Origin of the sequence: Tepidimonas sediminis (genome assembly GCF_007556605.1) — a bacterium.
GTDB lineage: Bacteria > Pseudomonadota > Gammaproteobacteria > Burkholderiales > Burkholderiaceae_C > Tepidimonas > Tepidimonas sediminis.
On record NZ_VJND01000001.1, the window covers coordinates 121,766 to 138,048 of the forward strand.

Annotated in this window: 15 protein-coding genes and 2 tRNA genes; 9 read left to right on the top strand and 8 right to left on the bottom strand. The window is 72.0% G+C overall.

Annotated features, from left to right (window positions below; genetic code table 11):
- The first annotated feature begins 5 nt into the window (after window positions 1-5).
- The 3 genes from rlmB (at window position 6) to rimO (ending at window position 2,965) form a co-directional block, all read left to right on the top strand.
- Window positions 6-785: a 23S rRNA (guanosine(2251)-2'-O)-methyltransferase RlmB gene (rlmB, locus tag Tsedi_RS00600; RefSeq protein ID WP_143892566.1), complete on the top strand. Its 780-nt coding sequence runs from the start codon at window positions 6-8 to the stop codon at window positions 783-785.
- Between the two features lie 217 nt (window positions 786-1,002).
- The gene (phaR, locus tag Tsedi_RS00605) at window positions 1,003-1,467 is read left to right on the top strand and encodes a polyhydroxyalkanoate synthesis repressor PhaR (protein ID WP_246099142.1); all 465 of its coding nucleotides are present in this window, start codon (window positions 1,003-1,005) and stop codon (window positions 1,465-1,467) included.
- A gap of 79 nt (window positions 1,468-1,546) precedes the next feature.
- Window positions 1,547-2,965 (top strand): 30S ribosomal protein S12 methylthiotransferase RimO, encoded by a 1,419-nt coding sequence (rimO, locus tag Tsedi_RS00610; RefSeq protein WP_143892570.1) that lies wholly within the window; start codon window positions 1,547-1,549, stop codon window positions 2,963-2,965.
- Between the two features lie 124 nt (window positions 2,966-3,089).
- Here rimO and Tsedi_RS00615 read toward each other — a convergent pair.
- Window positions 3,090-3,174 (bottom strand) — tRNA-Leu (locus tag Tsedi_RS00615).
- A 95-nt stretch (window positions 3,175-3,269) separates the two neighbouring features.
- Window positions 3,270-3,354: transfer RNA gene (locus Tsedi_RS00620), tRNA-Leu, on the bottom strand.
- Between the two features lie 69 nt (window positions 3,355-3,423).
- Here Tsedi_RS00620 and rnr point away from each other — a divergent pair.
- Together rnr and Tsedi_RS00630 are read left to right on the top strand one after the other, a co-directional pair.
- Window positions 3,424-5,679, top strand: a complete 2,256-nt coding sequence (gene rnr / locus Tsedi_RS00625; protein WP_143892572.1) for a ribonuclease R — start codon at window positions 3,424-3,426, stop codon at window positions 5,677-5,679.
- Between the two features lie 51 nt (window positions 5,680-5,730).
- Window positions 5,731-6,258, top strand: a complete 528-nt coding sequence (locus Tsedi_RS00630; RefSeq protein ID WP_143892574.1) for a YggT family protein — start codon at window positions 5,731-5,733, stop codon at window positions 6,256-6,258.
- A gap of 24 nt (window positions 6,259-6,282) precedes the next feature.
- On the opposite strand, the gene moeA is transcribed toward Tsedi_RS00630, so the two are convergent.
- Genes moeA through moaA form a run of 3 tightly spaced genes read right to left on the bottom strand, consistent with a single transcriptional unit; the run spans window position 6,283 to window position 9,390 of the window.
- Window positions 6,283-7,572: a molybdopterin molybdotransferase MoeA gene (moeA, locus tag Tsedi_RS00635; RefSeq protein ID WP_143892576.1), complete on the bottom strand. Its 1,290-nt coding sequence runs from the start codon at window positions 7,570-7,572 to the stop codon at window positions 6,283-6,285.
- Entirely contained in the window at window positions 7,569-8,249 is a 681-nt protein-coding gene (gene mobA, locus Tsedi_RS00640) for a molybdenum cofactor guanylyltransferase MobA (protein ID WP_281280115.1), read from the bottom strand. The genes moeA and mobA overlap by 4 nt, the downstream gene beginning before the upstream one ends.
- 4 nt (window positions 8,250-8,253) lie before the next feature.
- A complete protein-coding gene (gene moaA / locus Tsedi_RS00645) occupies window positions 8,254-9,390 on the bottom strand; it encodes a GTP 3',8-cyclase MoaA (RefSeq protein ID WP_143892578.1) in 1,137 nt (378 codons plus the stop codon).
- A gap of 86 nt (window positions 9,391-9,476) precedes the next feature.
- Between moaA and Tsedi_RS00650 the strand changes: the two genes are divergently transcribed.
- A complete protein-coding gene (locus Tsedi_RS00650) occupies window positions 9,477-10,016 on the top strand; it encodes a TlpA family protein disulfide reductase (RefSeq protein WP_143892580.1) in 540 nt (179 codons plus the stop codon).
- A gap of 75 nt (window positions 10,017-10,091) precedes the next feature.
- Here the strand turns inward: Tsedi_RS00650 and Tsedi_RS00655 are convergent, their stop codons facing one another.
- Window positions 10,092-12,146, bottom strand: coding sequence for a sodium-translocating pyrophosphatase (locus Tsedi_RS00655; RefSeq protein WP_143892582.1), 2,055 nt, complete (start codon window positions 12,144-12,146; stop codon window positions 10,092-10,094).
- A 307-nt stretch (window positions 12,147-12,453) separates the two neighbouring features.
- Between Tsedi_RS00655 and ppa the strand changes: the two genes are divergently transcribed.
- From ppa to Tsedi_RS00670, 3 genes are all read left to right on the top strand, one after another.
- Window positions 12,454-12,993, top strand: a complete 540-nt coding sequence (ppa, locus tag Tsedi_RS00660; protein ID WP_143892584.1) for an inorganic diphosphatase — start codon at window positions 12,454-12,456, stop codon at window positions 12,991-12,993.
- 40 nt (window positions 12,994-13,033) lie between these two features.
- Window positions 13,034-14,725, top strand: a complete 1,692-nt coding sequence (locus Tsedi_RS00665) for an NAD+ synthase (protein WP_143892586.1) — start codon at window positions 13,034-13,036, stop codon at window positions 14,723-14,725.
- Between the two features lie 97 nt (window positions 14,726-14,822).
- A complete protein-coding gene (locus Tsedi_RS00670; RefSeq protein WP_143892588.1) occupies window positions 14,823-15,161 on the top strand; it encodes a P-II family nitrogen regulator in 339 nt (112 codons plus the stop codon).
- Between the two features lie 13 nt (window positions 15,162-15,174).
- On the opposite strand, the gene Tsedi_RS00675 is transcribed toward Tsedi_RS00670, so the two are convergent.
- Together Tsedi_RS00675 and Tsedi_RS00680 are read right to left on the bottom strand one after the other, a co-directional pair.
- Entirely contained in the window at window positions 15,175-15,783 is a 609-nt protein-coding gene (locus Tsedi_RS00675) for an LOG family protein (RefSeq protein WP_143892590.1), read from the bottom strand.
- Entirely contained in the window at window positions 15,780-16,259 is a 480-nt protein-coding gene (locus tag Tsedi_RS00680; RefSeq protein ID WP_246099125.1) for an RDD family protein, read from the bottom strand. Before Tsedi_RS00680 ends, Tsedi_RS00675 begins: the two co-directional genes overlap by 4 nt.
- Window positions 16,260-16,283 lie beyond the last annotated feature (24 nt).

The following is a 16,283-nucleotide window of genomic DNA, read 5'->3' on the forward strand; positions in this document are numbered from 1 at the left end:
GCCCCATGGCCAGCGACACCCGCATCCTGTACGGCTTTCACGCCGTGGGCGTGCGCCTGAAGACGGCGCCCGACTCGATCGTCGAGCTCTACGTCGACCCGACGCGGCGCGACGCGCGCATGCGGCAGTTCCTGGCGCGCGCGCAGGAGGCTGGCGTGCGCGTGATCGAGGCCGACGGCGCGCGCCTGGCCGGGCTGGCTGGCGGTGGCCATCACCAGGGGGTGGTGGCGCGCGTGCGGGCGCTGGAGCAGGCGCGCACGCTGGACGACCTGCTGGACCAGCTGGAAGGGCGAAGCGAGACCGAGCGCCGCGCCGACCCGCCGCTGCTGCTGGTGCTGGACGGCGTCACCGATCCCCACAACCTGGGCGCCTGCCTGCGCGTGGCCGACGGCGCCGGCGCGCACGCGGTCATCGCCCCGAAGGACCGTGCCTGCGGCCTCAACGCCACGGTGGCCAAGGTGGCCAGCGGTGCGGCCGAGACGGTGCCGTACCTGATGGTGACCAACCTGGCGCGCACGCTGCAGCGGCTGAAGGAGCGCGGCCTGTGGGTGGTGGGCACCAGTGACGATGCGCCGCGCACGATCTACCAGCACGACTGGCGCGGGCCGCTGGCGGTGGTCATGGGCGCCGAAGGGCAGGGCATGCGCCCTCTGGTGCGGCGCACCTGCGACGAGCTGCTGGCCATCCCGATGCGCGGCGCGGTGGAGAGCCTCAACGTCTCGGTGGCCAGCGCGGTGTGCCTGTACGAGGCGCTGCGCCAGCGGTTGGGCGTGCCCGCCGCCTGAGGTCGTCCCCGGCCGCGGGCGCACCGGGAAATCCCCGCCCGGTGCCGTCCTGCGGTGCGCCTACAATGCGGCGCAGGGCCGACCGGGCCAAGTGCGCGGCGGCCGCCATGTCCATCGTCTCTCAGGAGTCCGTCTCGTGCCGTCGACGAATGCCAAGGCCGGTGCCGACGACGCCGCGCCCAGGGGGGCGGCCCCGGAAGGGGCCAAGGTACGCGTCATCAAGAAATATCCGAACCGGCGCTTGTACGACACCGACAGCTCCTCCTACATCACCTTGGGCGACGTCAAGGCGCTGGTGATGCGCGGCGAGCCGTTCGTCGTGCGCGATGCCCGCAGCGGCGAGGATCTGACGCGCGCGATCCTGCTGCAGATCATCCTCGAGGAGGAGACGGCCGGCGTGCCGCTGTTCTCCGAGAAGATGCTGGCCAACATCATCCGCTTCTACGGCCATGCGATGCAGGGCTTCATGGGCAGCTACCTGGAGCGCAACCTGCAGCTGTTCTTCGAGCTGCAGCAGAAGATGGCCGAGCAGGCCAAGGAAGTCACGCCCGAGCTGTGGCAGCAGTTCATGGCGGCGCAGTCGCCGCTGATGATGGGCAACCTGTTCGCGCAGTCGCAGAAGGCCTTCCTGCAGATGCAGGAGCAGATGCTGGGAGCGCTGGCCGGCAAGCGGCCGCACTGACCGGCGCTGCCCGCCGTTGCCGGGGACGGGCGCCCGCGGCGGGCCGGCGGCGGCGCGCGCCTTGCGGGACAATACGCGGATGAGCGAGACCGCCACCCCCGCCGCGCCCGCCGAGGCCGTGCGCGCCCCCACCATCGGCTTCGTCAGCCTCGGCTGCCCCAAGGCGCTGACCGATGCCGAGCTGATCCTGACGCGCCTGAGCGCCGAGGGCTACCGCACCAGCAAGACCTACGAGGGCGCCGACCTCGTCATCGTCAACACCTGCGGCTTCATCGACGAGGCCGTCAAGGAAAGCCTGGACGCCATCGGCGAGGCGCTGGCCGCCAACGGCCGCGTCATCGTCACCGGCTGCCTGGGCGCCCGCCAGGACGCCGCTGGCGGCAACCTGGTGCGCCAGCTGCACCCGGCGGTGCTGGCCGTCACCGGCCCGCACGCCGCCGACGAGGTGCTGGACGCCGTGCACCGTCACGCGCCCAAGCCCCACGATCCGTTCACCGACCTCGTGCCGCCGCCGTCCAACGCGATCGAGGGCGTCGGCGTCAAGCTCACGCCGCGCCACTACGCTTACCTCAAGATCAGCGAGGGATGCAACCACCGCTGCACGTTCTGCATCATCCCGTCGATGCGTGGCGACCTGGTCAGCCGCCCGATCGGGGAGGTGCTCACCGAAGCGCAGCGGTTGCTGGAGGGTGGCGTCAAGGAGCTGCTGATCGTCAGCCAGGACACGTCGGCCTACGGGGTGGACGTCAAGTACCGCACCGGCTTCTGGAACGGCCGGCCGGTGCGCACGCGGCTGCTGGAGCTCGTGCGGGAGCTGGGGCTGCTGGCGCGCGCGCACGGTGCCTGGGTGCGGCTGCACTACGTCTACCCGTACCCGCACGTGGACGAGCTCATCCCGCTGATGGCCGAGGGGCTGGTGCTGCCGTACCTGGACGTGCCGTTCCAGCACAGCCACCCGGACGTGCTGCGACGCATGAAGCGCCCCGCCAGCGGCGAGCGCAACCTGGAGCGCATCCAGGCATGGCGGAGCGCCTGCCCGGAACTCGTCGTGCGCAGCACCTTCATCGCCGGCTTTCCCGGCGAGACGGAGGCGGAGTTCCAGCACCTGCTGGACTTTGTGCGCGAGGCGCAGATCGACCGCGCCGGCTGCTTTGCCTACTCGCCGGTGGAGGGCGCGGCGGCCAACGCGCTGCCCGGTGCGCTGCCGGACGAGGTGCGGCAGGAGCGGCGCGCGCGCTTCATGGAAGTGGCCGAGGCGGTGGCGGTGGAGCGCCTCAAGCGCCGTGTCGGCGCCACGATGCAGGTGCTGGTCGATCAGGCGCTCAGCCTGGGCAAGAAGGGCGGGGTGGGGCGCACCTACGCCGACGCGCCGGAGATCGACGGCACGGTGCGGCTGCTGCCGCCCGAAAAGGCCAGCAAGACCTACCGCGCCGGCGACTTCATCCGCGCGCGCATCGTCGCGGCCGAGGGGCACGATCTGGTCGGCCTGCCGGTGTGAGCACGGCCGCCGTGCGGCTGACCGGCGGTCACCTGGTCAGCGGCGCCCCAAAGCAAAAGCCGACCTTGCGGTCGGCTGTCACATCACACTGCGCAGAGGCCGCAGAGACCACCCACGCGAAACTTGGTGCCCAGGAGAGGACTCGAACCTCCACGCCTCGCGGCGCCAGTACCTGAAACTGGTGCGTCTACCAATTCCGCCACCTGGGCAATTCAGGATTTTCGAATTGTAACCGATGCGCCAATGCCGCGACGGCGCGCCAACTGTGGCATCATCGGTGGCCCGAGACGGCGCCCATGCGCTGTGGTGCCCAGGAGAGGACTCGAACCTCCACGCCTCGCGGCGCCAGTACCTGAAACTGGTGCGTCTACCAATTCCGCCACCTGGGCGTCTCAGGAAGCCATAATCATACACCAAACACACCCGCGGTCCGCGACCGCGCGAGGGTCTCATTGAACGTGAAAGACAAGAACACCCCCATCGTGCCCGAGATCGAAGGCACCGTCGTCGGTCACCGCGACGGCCACGGCTTCGTCGTGCGCGACGATGGGCAACCCGACATCTACCTGCCGCCCAACGAGATGCGCGCGGTGCTGCACCGCGACCGCGTGCGCGTGCGCATCCTGCGGCTGGATCGACGTGGCCGACCCGAGGGACGCGTGACCGAGATCCTGGCGCGGCCGGCCACGCCGATCATCGGGCGGCTGCTGCACGAAAACGGCGTGTGGCTGGTGGCGCCGGAGGACAAGCGCTACGGCCAGGACATCCTCATCCCCAAGGGGGCCACCGGCACCGCGCAGCCGGGGCAGGTGGTGGTGGTGGAGCTGACCGAACCGCCGGCCCTCTATGGTCAGCCGGTGGGCCGCGTCACCGAGGTGCTGGGCGACATCGACGACCCGGGCATGGAGATCGAGATCGCGGTGCGCAAGTATGGCGTGCCGCACCAGTTCTCCGAGGCCGCGCTGGCCGAGGCGCGCGCGCTGCCGGACAAGGTGCGCGCGGCCGACCGCCGCGGTCGCATCGACCTGACCGACGTGCCGCTGGTGACCATCGACGGCGAGGACGCGCGCGACTTCGACGACGCCGTCTACTGCGAGCCGGCGCGCGTCGGGCGCGGCAAGGGCTGGCGGCTGCTGGTGGCCATCGCCGACGTCAGCCACTACGTGCGCAATGGCTCGGCGCTGGACGTCGACGCCTACGAGCGCGCCACCAGCGTCTATTTCCCGCGCCGCGTCATCCCGATGCTGCCGGAAAAACTCTCCAACGGGCTTTGCTCGCTCAACCCCGGGGTGGACCGGCTGTGCATGGTGTGCGACATGCTGATCGACGCCAAGGGGCAGGTGCAGGCCTACCAGTTCTATCCGGCGGTGATGCACAGCCACCAGCGTTTCACCTACACCGAGGTGGCCGCCATCCTGCAGAACACGCGCGGCCCCGAGGCGCAGCGCCACGCGCAGCTGGTGCCGCACCTGCTCAACCTGCACGACGTCTTCCGCGCGCTGCTGCGCGCGCGCGAGGCGCGCGGCGCGGTGGACCTGGAGACGGTGGAGACGCAGATCGTCTGCGACGAGGCCGGCCGCATCGAGCGCATCGAGCCGCGCACGCGCAACGACGCGCACCGCCTGATCGAGGAGGCGATGCTGGCGGCCAACGTCTGCGCCGCCGACTTCATCGCCAGCCACCACCATCCGTGCCTGTACCGCGTGCACGAGCCCCCCTCGGCGGACAAGGTGGAGCTGCTGCGCGAGTACCTCAAGGCGCTCGGCGTGGCGGCGACGCTGCCCGATGCGCCGGCGCCGCGCGACTTCCAGGCGCTGTCCAAGGCCACGGCCGATCGCCCCGACGCGCCGCAGATCCACCAGATGCTGCTGCGCTCGATGCAGCAGGCCATGTACTCACCGCACAATGTGGGCCACTTCGGGCTGGCGTTCGAGGCCTACACGCACTTCACGAGCCCGATCCGGCGCTACCCGGACCTGCTGGTGCACCGCGTCATCAAGGCGATCCTGAAGGGCGAGCGCTACCACCTGCCGGCGCTGCCGCTGCCGGGCGAGGCGCAGGCCAAGCTGGCCAAGCGGCTGCAGGATCGCGGCGCCTCCGAGGCGATGACGCGCACGCGCGGGCGACCCAGCGACGAGGTGCTCGGCTGGGAGGCCGCCGGCCTGCACTGCAGCGCCAACGAGCGCCGCGCCGACGAGGCCAGCCGCGACGTCGAGGCGTGGCTGAAGTGCAAGTACATGCGCGAGCACCTGGGCGAGGAGTTCGCCGGCACGGTCAGCGCGGTCACCAGCTTCGGTCTGTTCGTCACGCTGGATGCGATGTACGTCGAGGGGCTGGTGCACATCACCGAGCTGGGCGCGGAGTACTTCCAGTACGACGAGCGGCGCCAGGAGCTGCGCGGCGAGCGCACCGGCGTGCGCTACACGCTGGGCACGCCGGTGCGGGTGCAGGTCAGCCGCGTCGACCTGGACGGGCGGCGTATCGATTTCCGCCTCGTGCGGCCGCAAGGGGAGGAGGCGGTGCGCACCACCGGTGACGGTCCGCGCCGGCGCAAGGCGGAGCGGGCCGCGGTCGCCGACGCGGGCGCCGGCGACACGCGCGGTGAGCCGGCCGGGCGCAAGCGCGCGCGCGGGGCTGCCGGTGCGTCCGCCCCCCGGCGCGAGGCGGGGACGCCGGCGCCGCGCGGCCGGCGCGGGCGCACGCCGCGGCGCTGAACGGCATGGCCTCGTTGGCACCCCCGCTCCCATCCCGTACGATTGCCCGCCATGCGCATCGTCCTGTTTCTGCTCGATACCCTGTTCTTCATCCTGGTCGCGGCGGCGTTGCTGCGCGGCTGGATGAACACGCGCCGGCTGCGCATGACGCAGCAGCCCGGCCCGTTCGTCATCGCCATCACCGACTGGATCGTGCAGCCGCTGCGGCGCACGCTGCCGCGCCCCTGGGCGCAGGCCAACACCGACTGGGGCAGCCTGCTGGCGGCGCTGCTGCTGGCGCTGGCGTACGCCGGGCTGGTGGCACTGCTTTCCGACGGCGCAGGCTATCTGTTCGGCATTCCGCTGCTGGCGCTGCACTTTCTGCTGCGCACGGTGCTGCAGGGGCTGATGGTGCTGCTGCTGGTCTACGCCGTGCTGTCCTGGGTGCAGCCGATGGCGCCGGTGCTGGGACTGCTGGGCCGCCTGCTGGAGCCGCTGCTGGCGCCGGTGCGCCGCGTCATCCCCACCGTCGGCGGGGTCGACCTGTCGGTGCTGGTGCTGCTGATCGGGCTGCAGGTGGCGCTGATGCTGCTGGGCTGATCGCGGCGTGCCGCGCGGCGCGGATCAGATCAGCCCCTCGAACATCAGCACGTCGACCTCGTCGCCGGGTGCGACGCTGCCTTGGTGGTGGTGCAGCACGATCAGCCCGTTGGCCTCCACCATCGAGCGCAGCACGCCCGAGCCCTGCTGACCGGTGGTGCGCACCAGCAGCGTGCCGTCGGCCGCGCGCGTGACGATGCCGCGCTGGTACTCGGTGCGACCGGGTTTCTTGCGCATCGGCTCGGTGCTGCGCGCGCGCAACGGAATCGGCGCCGCGGCCGTCGCCCCCATCAGGCGCAGCAGCGCCGGCCGCACGAACATCAGGAAGGTCACCATCGCCGCCACCGGGTTGCCGGGCAGGCCGAACAGCAGCGTGGAGCGGCTGCCGGCCTGCAGCCGGCCGACCGCCATCGGTCTGCCCGGCCGCATCGCGATGCGCCAGAACGCAACCTCGCCGAGCCGGCGCATCATCGCCTTGGTGTGGTCGGCCTCGCCCATGCTGACGCCGCCGCTGGTGATGACGGCATCGGCCTGCGCCGCCGCCTGGCGGAAGGCGGCCTCCAGCGCCGCCGGCTCGTCGCGCACCACGCCGAAGTCGAGCACGTCCACGCCGAGGCGGCACAGCAGCGCGGTGATCGTGTGGCGGTTGCTGTCGTAGATCGCGCCGGGCCGCCAGGGCTCGCCGAGGCTGAGCACCTCGTCGCCGGTGGAAAAGTAGGCCACGCGCGCACGGCGCCGAACCGTCACTTCGCCGATGCCGAGGCTGGCCACGAGCCCCAGCGCCGCCGGCCCCAGACGCTGCCCGGCGTGCAGCGCGGGCCGGCCGGCGGCCAAGTCCTCGCCGCGCAGCCGACGGTGGTCGCCGGGGCGCACCACGCCGGCCGGCACCGTGATCGTGCCGTCGCCGCCGTCGCCGTCGGCGACGAACTCCAGCGGCACCACGGTGTCGCAATCGGCGGGCATGACGGCGCCGGTCATGATCCGCACACAGGCCCCTGCCGGCACGGGCTGCGTCCAGCCCTGTCCGCCGGCGTAGCAGGTGCCCAGCACCCGCAGCGTCGTGTCACCCTCGGCGCGCAGGTCGCCGCCGCGCAGCGCGTAGCCGTCCATCGCGGCGTTGTCGTGGGGAGGCACGTCCATCGGCGAGATGACGTCGCGCGCCAGCACGCGCTGCAGCGCCTGCGGCAACGCCACGGTCTCGGTTTCCGGCAGCGGCTCCACCAGCCGCTCGAGAAACGCGCCCACCAGCTCGGCGGGCAGCGCGTGCGGGTCGTAGCCTTGCAGCTCGGCGGCAATCTGCTCCAGGGTCTTCATCGGCGGTTCGGGGGCACGGCGCCGGCGGCATCCAGCGCGTGCAGTTCGTGCAGGGTGTTGACGTTGGCGAAGGCCAGGGGATCGTCGCCCGGCTGGTCGAATGGCACGACGACGCAGCGCTGCCGCGCCGTCCAGGCGTCGATCTTGCGCCCACCGTCGCGCAGGAAGGTCTGCAGGTCGTCCAGCAGGTGGGCGCCCAGCAGCGCGAACACCGGTTGCGCTCGCAGCACGCCGTCGTCCTCGCGCGCGGCGGCCAGCGCGACGTCGGCCTGCGCGGCGGTCAGCGCCGCAACCAGCCGCTCGGCCAGGTCGAGCGGCAGCAGGGGGGAGTCGCACGGCACGCTCAGCACCCACGGCGTGGTGGCGTGGATCAGCCCGGTGAGCATGCCCGCCAGCGGGCCGGCGTATCCCTCGACGACGTCGGGCCACACCGGTGCGCCCAGCGCCTCGTAGGCGGCCAGGTGCCGATTGGCGTTGATGAGGCACGGGCCGACCCAGCCGCCGCGCTGCTGCTGCAGCCGCAGCAGCGCGTGCAAGGCCAGTGGCGCACCGCGGAAGGTCTGCAGGCCCTTGTCCAGGCCGCCCATGCGGCTGCCGCGGCCTCCGGCCAGCACCAGGCCGGTGACGCCGCCCGGGGTCGGGGCGCTCCAGTCGGGATGGGGGGTGGCTGCCGTCACGTCCTCAGCCCCCGATGTAGCTCATCTCGATGCGCCGCGCGCTGCGCCGCGTCTCGGGTGGCAGGCTGGCGCGGATCTCGGAGTAGCGGTCGGCGCGCTGGCCCCAGATGGCGGCCAGCGACGCGGCGATGTCGTCGTCGCTGGCCCCGCCGCGCAGCAGCGTGCGCAGGTCGTAGCCGCGCTCGGCGAACAGGCAGAGGTACAGGCGCCCCTCGGTGGACAGGCGCGCGCGGTTGCAGTCGCGGCAGAACGCCTGCGTGACGCTGCTGATGAAGCCGACTTCGCCCAGCGCCGGATCGTGGCGGCCGTCTGCGCCAGCGTAGCCCCAGCGCTCGGCCGTCTCGCCCGGGCTGGAGGGTTCCAGCGGCACCAGCGCGAAGGCCTGCTGCAGGCGCGCCCGCACCTCGGCGCTGGGCAGCACCTCGTCCATGCACCAGCCGTTGGAGCTGCCCACGTCCATGTACTCGATGAAGCGCAGCACGATGCCGGTGCCGCGGAAGTGACGCGCCATCGGCACGATCTGGTCGTCGTTGGTGCCGCGCTTGACCACCATGTTGACCTTGATCGGCGCCAGGCCGGCCTGCCGGGCCGCCTCGATGCCCTCCAATACCTCGGCCACCGGAAAGCCGACGTCGTTCATGCGCTGGAACACCGCGTCGTCCAGCGCGTCCAGGCTGACCGTGACGCGCTGCAGCCCCGCGTCGCGCAGCGCGCGCGCCTTGCGCTTGAGCAGGCTGCCGTTGGTGGTCAGCGTCAGCTCCGGTGGCGTGCCCTCCACCGTGCGCAGCGCGGCCAGCATCTCGACCAGGCGCTCGACGTTCTTGCGCAGCAGCGGCTCACCGCCGGTCAGGCGGATCTTGCGCACCCCGTGCGCGAGGAAGATGCGCGCCAGGCGCGTGATCTCCTCGAACGTCAGCAGATCCGCATGCGGCAGGTAGGGGTAATCCTTGCCGAACACCTCCTTGGGCATGCAGTAGCTGCAGCGGAAGTTGCAGCGGTCGGTGACGCTGATGCGCAGGTCGCGCAGCGGGCGCTGCAGACGATCCAGCAGACGGCCCTGCGGTGGCAGGGCCTGGATCGGACGGGGCGCCGCCAGCGCCGCCACGCGCTGGTCGTAGAGGGGGATGACGCGCTCGGCCATGGTGCGCTAGATTATCGCCAGCCGGCAACTGCGCCGCGGGTGGGGTTTCCCGCGGGCGACAGTGCCGGCAAGTCGAGGAACGAAGGATGCCGACCGATCGACGTCAATGGCTGCGGCGGGCTGCGGTGCTGGCGCTGGCCGCGGGTGCCGCCCGCGCGGGGGCGCAGCCGGCCGAGGCGGCGGCCGCGGAGGCCAAGGCGCCGCCGCTGCCGGCGCTGGGGGCACCCTGGCCCGTGCCGGCACTGGAGCTGCTGGACGGCAGCCGCTTCGAGCCGGCGCGCGCCGACGGGCAGCTGCTGGTGCTGTACTGGTGGGCCAGCACCTGTCCGTTCTGCGCCGTCACGACGCCGCACCTCGACGCCTTCTGGCAGCGCCACCGCCAGCGCCCCGGCTGGCAGCTGCTGACGCTGTCGATCGACCGCACGCGCGAGGCGGCGGTGCGCTACCTGCAGCAGCGCGGCTACGCGTTCCCGTGCGCCTGGGTGACACCCGACATCCAGCGCGCCATGCCCAAGCCCAAGGGGCTGCCGATCACGCTGGTGCGCGGGCGCGACGGCCGCATCCTGATGGCCGAGCGCGGCCAGCTGTTCGCCGAGGACATCGACGCCATCGCGCAGTGGCTGTGAGGCCGCGCCGCCCCGCCGCCGGCCGGACGCCGCAGAGGCGGGACGGGCGCCCCTGCGCCGTGGGCAGGCGGGTGCTCACGCCAGCAGCGGCACGATCAGCAGCGCCACGATGTTGATGATCTTGATCAGCGGGTTGACCGCCGGTCCGGCGGTGTCCTTGTAGGGGTCGCCCACGGTGTCGCCGGTGACGGCGGCCTTGTGCGCCTCCGAACCCTTGCCGCCGTGGTGACCGTCCTCGATGTACTTCTTGGCGTTGTCCCAGGCGCCTCCGCCGGTGCACATGCTGATGGCGACGAACAGCCCGGTGACGATCGTGCCCAGCAGCAGCCCGCCCAGTGCCACCGGCCCGAGCAGCAGACCCACCACGATCGGCACCACCACCGGCAGCAGGCTGGGCAGCATCATCTCCTTGATCGCCGCGGTGGTCAGCATGTCCACCGCGCGCCCGTACTCAGGCTTGGCGGTGCCCTCCATGATGCCCTTGATCTCGCGGAACTGGCGCCGCACCTCCTCGACGACGCTGCCGGCGGCGCGGCCCACCGCCTCCATCGCCAGCGCACCGAACAGGTACGGGATCAGGCCGCCGATGAACAGCCCGACGATGACCATCGGGTCCGAGAGGTCGAAGCGCAGCGCCCGGCCGGCGTCCTCCAGCTTGTGCGTGTAGTCGGCGAACAGCACCAGCGCGGCCAGCCCCGCCGAGCCGATCGCGTAGCCCTTGGTGACCGCCTTGGTGGTGTTGCCCACGGCGTCGAGCGGATCGGTGACGTCGCGCACGCTGGAGGGCAGTTCGGCCATCTCGGCAATGCCGCCGGCGTTGTCGGTGATGGGACCGTAGGCGTCCAGCGCCACGATGATGCCGGCCATGCTCAGCATCGAGGTGGCCGCCACCGCCACCCCGTACAGCCCGGCCAGCGCGTAGGAGGCCAGGATGGCCGCGCACACCGCCAGCACCGGCCAGGCGGTGGACTTCATGCTGACGCCGATGCCGGCGATGATGTTGGTGGCGTGCCCGGTGGTGGAGGCCTGGGCCACGTGCCGCACCGGCGCGTAGTCGGTGCCCGTGTAGTACTCGGTGATCCACACCATCGCCGCCGTCAGCGCCAGGCCCACCAGCGCCGCGGCCCACAGGCGCCACTGGCTGCCGCTGGCGGCGATGGCGTCGTCCGGAATCAGCCACGCCGTCACGCCGTAGAAGGCCACCGCCGAGACCGCGCCGGCCACGATCAGGCCCTTGTAGAGCGCGGGCATCACGTTCTTCATGCCCGGCGTGGCCTTGACGAAGGACGCGCCGATGATCGAGGCCAGGATCGAGACTCCGCCCAGCGCCAGCGGGTAGAGGCTGGCCTGCAGCGGCGCGGCGCCCACCAGCAGCGCCCCCAGCACGATGGTGGCGATGAGCGTGACGGCGTAGGTCTCGAACAGGTCGGCGGCCATGCCGGCGCAGTCGCCGACGTTGTCGCCGACGTTGTCGGCGATCACCGCCGGGTTGCGCGGGTCGTCCTCGGGGATGCCGGCCTCCACCTTGCCGACCAGGTCGGCGCCGACGTCGGCGCCCTTGGTGAAGATGCCGCCGCCCAGCCGCGCGAAGATCGAGATCAGCGAGGCGCCGAAGGCCAGCCCGATCATCGGCTGCAGCAACGTCGTGAGCCGGCGGTCGGGCGTCAGTTGCCCGTTGCCGACCAGGAACCAGTAGAACACCGCCACGCCCAGCAGCCCCAGGCCCACCACCAGCATGCCGGTGATGGCGCCGCCGCGGAAGGCCACCTCCAGCGCCGGCTCGATGCCGCGCGCGGCGGCCTGCGCGGTGCGCACGTTGGCACGCACCGACACGTTCATGCCGATGAAGCCGCACGCACCCGACAGCACCGCGCCGACCACGAAGGCCAGCGCCGTCGTCCCGTCGAGGAAGACGCCGATCAGCACGGCCAGCACCGCGCCGACGACGGCGATCGTCTTGTACTGCCGCGCCAGATAGGCGGCCGCGCCGGTCTGCACCGCGGCGGCGATTTCCTGCATGCGCGCGTTGCCCGCATCCTGGGCCAGGATCCAGGCGCGCGCCCACAAGCCGTAGCCCACCGCCACCAGCGCACAGGCGACGGCGAAGATCAGGGCCGATTGACCAACCATACCGATGTCTCCTCTTGCCAGGGTTGCTCGGTCGGAAGCCAACGCAGTCGTGACAGCCGTCGGCTTCCGCTGCGTTGCTTCCTCGCCGCGCGCGGTCCCCGTCCCCGACCCCGCCGCGCGGCGATTGGCCAACGCCTCCAATGTAGCGCAAGCCTTGCCGCGATGCATCCCCCCGCGGGGCGCGCGTGCGGGCCGTCAGCGTCGCGCCAGTAAAATGGGCGACAGTCGGGTGTGCGGCCGCTGGCCCCGCGGGGGCTGGCGCGCACGCTTTCCCTTCATCCCTTGCTGACTGTCCTTCGACGCCATCATGTCCCTCGATCAAGTCACCGCGGGCGACAAAGTGCCCGACGCCTTCAACGTCATCATCGAGATCTCCATGCACGGCGAGCCGATCAAGTACGAGGTCGACAAGGCCTCGGGCGCGATCTTCGTCGACCGCTTCATGAACACCGCGATGCACTACCCCACCAACTATGGGTACGTGCCGCAGACCATCGCCGGTGACGGTGACCCGGTGGACGTGCTGGTCATCACCCCGGTGCCGCTGCCGCCGGGCGTGGTCGTGCCGTGCCGCGCGCTGGGCCTGCTCAAGATGGAGGACGAGGGTGGCGTCGACGGCAAGGTGCTGGCCGTGCCGACCGAGAAGGTGCTGCCGCTGTACTCGCGCTGGAAGACGCTGGAGGATCTCAACCCGGTGCGCCTGCGCACCATCGAGCACTTCTTCGAGCACTACAAGGATCTCGATCCGGGCAAGTGGGTCAAGGTGCTGGGCTGGGGCTCGGTGGAGGAGGCCCGTCAGGAGATCCTGTCGGGCGTGCAGGCGTACCGCGCCCAGCACGGCGGCTGAGGGTGCCGCCGACCCACGGCCGCCGTCGGGTGAGCGCACGATGAGCCTGCGGATCGCGGTCGCGCAGCTGGATTTCGTCGTCGGCGACCTGGCCGGCAACGCACGGCGCATCGCCGAGGCGGCCGAGGCGGCGCACGCCGCCGGCGCGCAGGTGCTGCTGACGCCGGAGCTGGCCATCTGTGGCTACGCCGCCGAAGACCTGCTGCTGCGGCCGGCGTTCGTCGCCGCGTGTGACGAGGCGGTGCAGGAGCTGGCGCGGCGCACCGCCCGCCTGCGCGGCCTGCACCTCGTCGTCGGCCAGCCGCTGCCGGCGCCGGGAGCGGCGGCGGCCGGCGGACGCAGCGTCGGGCGCGCGCCCTGCCTCAACGCCGCCACCGTCCTGTGCGAGGGGGCGGTCACGCACCGCTACGCCAAGCGCGAGCTGCCCAACTACCAGGTGTTCGACGAGCGGCGCTACTTCGTGCCCGGCACGCGGCCCTGCGTGGTCGAGGTCGAGGCGAGTGGCCGGCGCTGGCGGCTCGGGCTGCTGATCTGCGAGGACGCCTGGTTCGCGGCGCCGGCGGCCGAGACCGTGGCGGCCGGCGCCGAGGTCCTGTGCGTGCTCAACGCCTCGCCGTTCCACCTCGGCAAGGGCGACGAGCGCGAGCGCGCGATGCGCCAGCGCGTGCGCGAGACCGGCCGGCCGCTCGTCTACGCCCATCTGGTGGGCGGGCAGGACGAGCTGGTCTTCGAGGGACGCAGCTTCGCGCTGGACGGCACCGGTGCCGTGGCGGCGCGCGCGCCCTCGTTCAGCGAGGATCTTTTCCTCGTCGAACTGCAGCCCGACCCCGCCGGAGCCGCGCGGGTCGGCGGGCCGCTGGCCCCCGTGGGCGATACCGAGCACGACCTCTGGCACGCGCTGGTGCTGGGCACGCGCGACTACGTCGACAAGAACGGCTTTCCGGGCGCCATCGTCGGCCTGTCGGGCGGCGTGGACTCGGCGCTGGTGCTGGCGATCGCGGTCGATGCGCTGGGCCCGCAGCGCGTGCGCGCGGTCATGATGCCTTCGCCGTACACCGCCGAGATCTCGTGGCTGGATGCGCGCGCGATGGCCGCCCGGCTGGGCGTGCGCTACGACGAGATCCCGATCGGCCCGTTGTTCGACGCCTACCTCGGGCAGCTGGCGCCGCTGCTGCAGGGCCGCCCGCCCGACACCACCGAGGAGAACCTGCAGGCGCGCATCCGCGGCACGCTGCTGATGGCGCTGTCCAACAAGTTCGGCGACATCGTGCTGACCACCGGCAACAAGAGCGAGATGGCCACCGGCTACTGCACGCTCTACGGCGACATGGCCGGGGGATTTGCGGTGCTGAAGGACGTGGCCAAGACCTGGGTGTGGCGGCTGGCGCGCTGGCGCAATGCGCACGATCCGTTCGGTCGCGGCGCGCAGCCCATCCCCGAGCGCATCATCACGCGGCCGCCCAGCGCCGAGCTGCGTCCGGGCCAGACCGACCAGGACAGCCTGCCGCCGTACGAGGTGCTCGACGCCATCGTCGAGCGCTACATGGAAAACGACCGCAGCGTCGAGGAGATCGTGGCCGAGGGCTTCGACCGCGCGGCGGTGGAGCAGGTGGTGCGTCTGCTGCGCCTCAACGAGTACAAGCGCCGCCAGGCGCCGGTGGGCATCCGCGTCACGCACCGCAGCTTCGGCAAGGACTGGCGCTACCCCAATACCAACCGCTGGCGCGGCTGAGGCGCGCGCGGGGTATCGGCGCCGACGCTATCATCGCGGCTGCGCCGCAGCGCCGGCCGCCTTCGCCATCGGACGTGTCTATCCGGAGTCAACCCGCATGAAGCAGATCACCGCCATCATCAAGCCGTTCAAGCTCGAGGAGGTGCGCGAGGCGCTGGCCGAACAGGGCGTCACGGGCTTGACGGTGACGGAGGTCAAGGGCTTCGGCCGCCAGAAGGGGCACACCGAGCTGTATCGCGGTGCCGAGTACGTGGTGGACTTCCTGCCCAAGGTGCGCATCGACGTGGTCGTGCGCGACGGCGACGTCGAGCGCTGCATCGACGCCATCGTGCGCGCGGCGCGCACCGGCAAGATCGGCGACGGCAAGATCTTCGTCACGCCGGTGGAGCGGGTCATCCGCATCCGCACCGGCGAAGAAGACGACGCGGCGATCTGAGGCGCGGCGTCGCTCAGATCGCGCGCAGGTCGGCCGCGGGGGCCAACCCCGCGGCCTGCACCAGCCGCGGCAGCAGCGCCAGCGCATCGCCGTCGACGTCCACCAGCCCCAGCTGCGCATCGCCGACGAAGCCGGCGGCGCGCGTCTGCCGCAGGAAGGCCAGCAGCCCGTCCCAGTAGCCGCCGGCGTTGAGCAGCCCGAGCGGCTTGGCGTGGTAGCCCAGCTGGCGCCAGGTCCACACCTCGAACAGCTCCTCCAGCGTGCCCAGCCCCCCGGGCAGCGCGAGGAACGCGTCGGCGCGCTCGGCCATCAGGCGCTTGCGCTCGTGCATCGTGGCCACGACGTGCAGCTCGGTGCAGTCGCGCTTGGCGAATTCGCGCGCCACCAGGCTCTGCGGGATCACGCCGATGACGCGGCCCCCGGCGGCCAGCGTGGCGCCGGCCACGATGCCCATCAGGCCCGCGTTGCCGCCGCCGTAGACCAGCTGGCCGCCGTGGCGACCGATCCAGGTGCCGACCTGCTCGGCCAGCTGCGCGAAGCGAGGATCGGCGCCCGCGCGCGAGCCGCAGTAGACGCACAGCGAGAACGCCGGCGGCGGGGCCGGGATGGCCGCCGTCGTCATGCGCGCGCCTCCCGCTCCTTCGGCGCGGCGGCGGGCCGCGCGTCCACCAGCCGCGTGCCGGCCAGCGCATCGTGCCAGAACTGGCGCTGCGGATGAAAGCGCGCCAGCAGCGCCCACACCGCGATCCAGCCCCCCAGCAGCACCAGCACCTCGGGGGCGGGCAGGTTCCACAGAGCGCGCACCGCCAGCGGCGGCCAGAACCAAACCCACGCCAGCAGGTAGCGCGCGAAGGCGCGGCCCTGCGAGACCGGACCGCCGTCGGCGGTCACCAGCCGGATGTGCCAGGTCTTCATCGCCAGCGTCTGGCCCTTGTGCCAGAACCACGTGAAGTAGAGGCCGAGCACGACGAACAGGAACGCCTGCAGCGCCTCGCGGTGCTGCAGCGCGTGACGCTGCTGCGTCAGCGCCGAGAACAGGTAGCCGGCGATGAAGACCACGCCGAACAGCAGCATCCCCTCGTAGAGCCAGCAGGCCATGCGGCGCGGCAACGAGGGCGTGGG